This is a genomic window from Flavobacteriales bacterium (assembly GCA_021296215.1).
GTDB lineage: Bacteria > Bacteroidota > Bacteroidia > Flavobacteriales > ECT2AJA-044 > ECT2AJA-044.
Genome location: JAGWBA010000074.1, coordinates 1 through 346, shown reverse-complemented (window position 1 = coordinate 346; position 346 = coordinate 1). Strand labels below are relative to the sequence as shown.

Annotated in this window: 1 protein-coding gene; it reads right to left on the bottom strand. The window is 50.9% G+C overall.

The annotated features are described in order from the left end of the window. On the bottom strand, positions 1-346 hold a 346-nt coding region (locus J4F31_10540; protein ID MCE2496995.1), incomplete at both ends, for a transposase.

Genomic DNA, 346 nt, shown 5'->3' with positions numbered 1-346 from the left:
TGAGGTTTTCAATAGCCGTTCGCTGATCCTTAAGCTGACCAACATAGCGAGTGAGTTGACGAAGCTTTCGAAGGTCTTTGCCCGGAGGAGTCCACAAACGATGTTCTCTCTCAACTCCCGGTCGAGCCGGAAGCCGCGCATCTATAGGGTCGGTTTTACTACTAATTCCCAAGCTAATCCCGTAGTGCTTGATCGAGTTAGGAAGCACTACGCAAACGCGTTGCTTTAGCCCATGTAGGTGGTAGGCCGGCGATTCATGATACACTCCGGTGGCTTCCATTAAGAAGGTCAGCTCATGATGAGTAGAAGCCTGTTTACGAACCCGGCGCATCAACCGGTTAAATCC